At 81.0% G+C, this 1,396-nt stretch carries 1 protein-coding gene and 1 pseudogene; one reads left to right on the top strand and one right to left on the bottom strand.

The features are described from left to right. Positions 1-136: 136 nt before the first annotated feature. The gene (locus AAHZ94_RS34120) at positions 137-574 is read right to left on the bottom strand and encodes a (2Fe-2S) ferredoxin domain-containing protein (protein WP_349997563.1); all 438 of its coding nucleotides are present in this window, start codon (positions 572-574) and stop codon (positions 137-139) included. Positions 575-955: 381 nt separating this feature from the next. Here AAHZ94_RS34120 and AAHZ94_RS34115 point away from each other — a divergent pair. Continuing rightward, positions 956-1,396 (top strand): annotated as a pseudogene (locus AAHZ94_RS34115) (hypothetical protein); the annotation flags it as partial.

The following is a 1,396-nucleotide window of genomic DNA, read 5'->3' as shown; positions in this document are numbered from 1 at the left end:
CCCCCCCCGCCGCCCCCCCCCGCGCCGCGCCCCCCCCCCCCCCCCCCCCCCCCCCCCCCCCCCCCCCCCCCCCCCCCCCCCCCACGGTGCCTTTCGGCATGGACGCGTACGGGAGCGCTCGGCGGCGGGGGAGCGGTCAGTCCTCCAGGGCCTCGCGGACCCGGCGGGAGACCGTGAACGCATAGAGGTCGAGCACCCCGGGCGGCTCCGCGAGGCCGGGCCCGCCGGCGCGTATCCAGGTGGCGATGTCGGTCAGCGCGTCGTCGTCGTTGACGAGCCCCAGCCACACCGGCCGGCCGCCCGCGGCGCGCCCGCTCGGCGACGGCTGGACCACCATCACATTGGCCTGGTCGCACACGTCGAGGCAGTCCGAAGCCCGTACCGCAGCGGCCGGTCCGACCGCCTCCCGCAGCCGGGCGATCTGCCCGGCGTGGTCCACCCCGGGCACCTTGCGCGGATCGCCGCAGCAGCACCCCCGGCACACGGTGACCTTGCAGGTCGCGGCGGTCTTCCCGGGTGCGTCGGGAGCCGTGCGGCGGGCGGCGGGGAACCGGCGGTCGGTGGGGGAGCTCATCCGATTGATGGTACGGGCCGGGGCCGGCCGGCGGGGTGAGAGGACGGTCACGCCCGGCCGGGCCCGGCTCATCCACGACGGCACCCACGCGTGTTCGGGCCGGGCCCGCGCCCTGCCCCGGCCGTGGGAGTGGTCCGCCACCCCGACCAGCCGGCCCGCGGCGCTGGCTCATCCACGACCGAACCCATCCCCGGCCCCGGCCCACCCGCCGCCCCGGCCGCCAGACGGGCCGGGCCAGCCCCCGGACCGTCGCCCTTTTGGCGGTCACCGGGTGCCGTGCGCCCGTCGGCGGGAAACCCTGATGTTCCGTCATGTCGTGCGTCCCGCCCCGCGCCGGACGCCGACGGGCGGTGGGATTGCCGAGCGAGCGAGGGAGTTCAGGTGAGACAGGTAGCCCGGGGCCGGTCACCGGTGTGGTGCGGAACGTTGGCGGCCGGCGGCATCGCCGCGCTGACCCTCGCGTACGGCGGCTGGCTGCCGCTGCCGGCGGCGATCGGGGTCGCGGAGTCGGCCGCCGCCGAGCGGCCCGGCACCGCGTCCGACCCGGTGGCGGGCGCGTTCCCGGGGCCCGACGAGCGCCTTCCGCTCGACCGGGACCGGGCGCTGTGGCGCGACCGGCACACCCCGGCCGCCGCCCAACTCCGCGCCTGGCGCGCGCAGGGCCGCACGGATGACGCCCGGCTGCTGACCCCGCTGGCCCGCCCGCCCGGGGGGGCCGGGGGGGGCGGCCCCCCCCCCGCGGGGGGGCCCGCCCCCCCCCCCGCCCGGGCCGGCGGGGGGGGGGGGGGCGGCCCCGGGGGGGGTGCGGGCGGGGGGGCCCGG

This window comes from Streptomyces sp. HSW2009 (assembly GCF_040240285.1).
Lineage (GTDB): Bacteria > Actinomycetota > Actinomycetes > Streptomycetales > Streptomycetaceae > Streptomyces.
Note: the sequence above shows the minus strand (reverse complement) of the source record. Positions and strands in the feature narration are given on the sequence as shown.

What these genes read in the sequence shown, in the direction of transcription:
- AAHZ94_RS34120 (WP_349997563.1), bottom strand. Translation starts at nt 574, where the DNA reads ATGAGCTCCCCCACCGACCGCCGGTTCCCCGCCGCCCGCCGCACGGCT.